Below are 285 nucleotides of genomic sequence, written 5' to 3'. Positions count from 1 at the left end.
GACTCAACGAGGTTGAGGCACTTTCACTTTGACTAAGTGAAGTTGAGGCACTTTCACTTTGGCTCAACGACGTTGATGCACTCTCACTTTGGCTAAGTGATGTCGAAGCACTTTCGCTTTGACTAAGTGATGTCGATGCACTTTCACTTTGACTCAACGACGTTGATGCACTTTCACTTTGACTCAATGAGGTTGACGCACTTTCACTTTGGCTCAGTGAAGTTGAGGCACTTTCACTCTGACTTAAGGATGTCGAAGTACTTTCACTCTGGCTGAGTGAAGTTG

General features: G+C 44.9%; 1 protein-coding gene. It reads right to left on the bottom strand.

Annotated elements, in window-relative coordinates:
* Positions 1-285: hypothetical protein (locus LMB57_RS00475; RefSeq protein WP_229278027.1), on the bottom strand; the 285-nt coding region annotated here is incomplete at both ends.

The sequence above is a fragment of the Limosilactobacillus secundus genome (assembly GCF_020784695.1).
GTDB classification, from domain to species: Bacteria; Bacillota; Bacilli; order Lactobacillales; family Lactobacillaceae; genus Limosilactobacillus; species Limosilactobacillus reuteri_F.
This window is presented reverse-complemented; position numbering and strand designations above follow the sequence as displayed.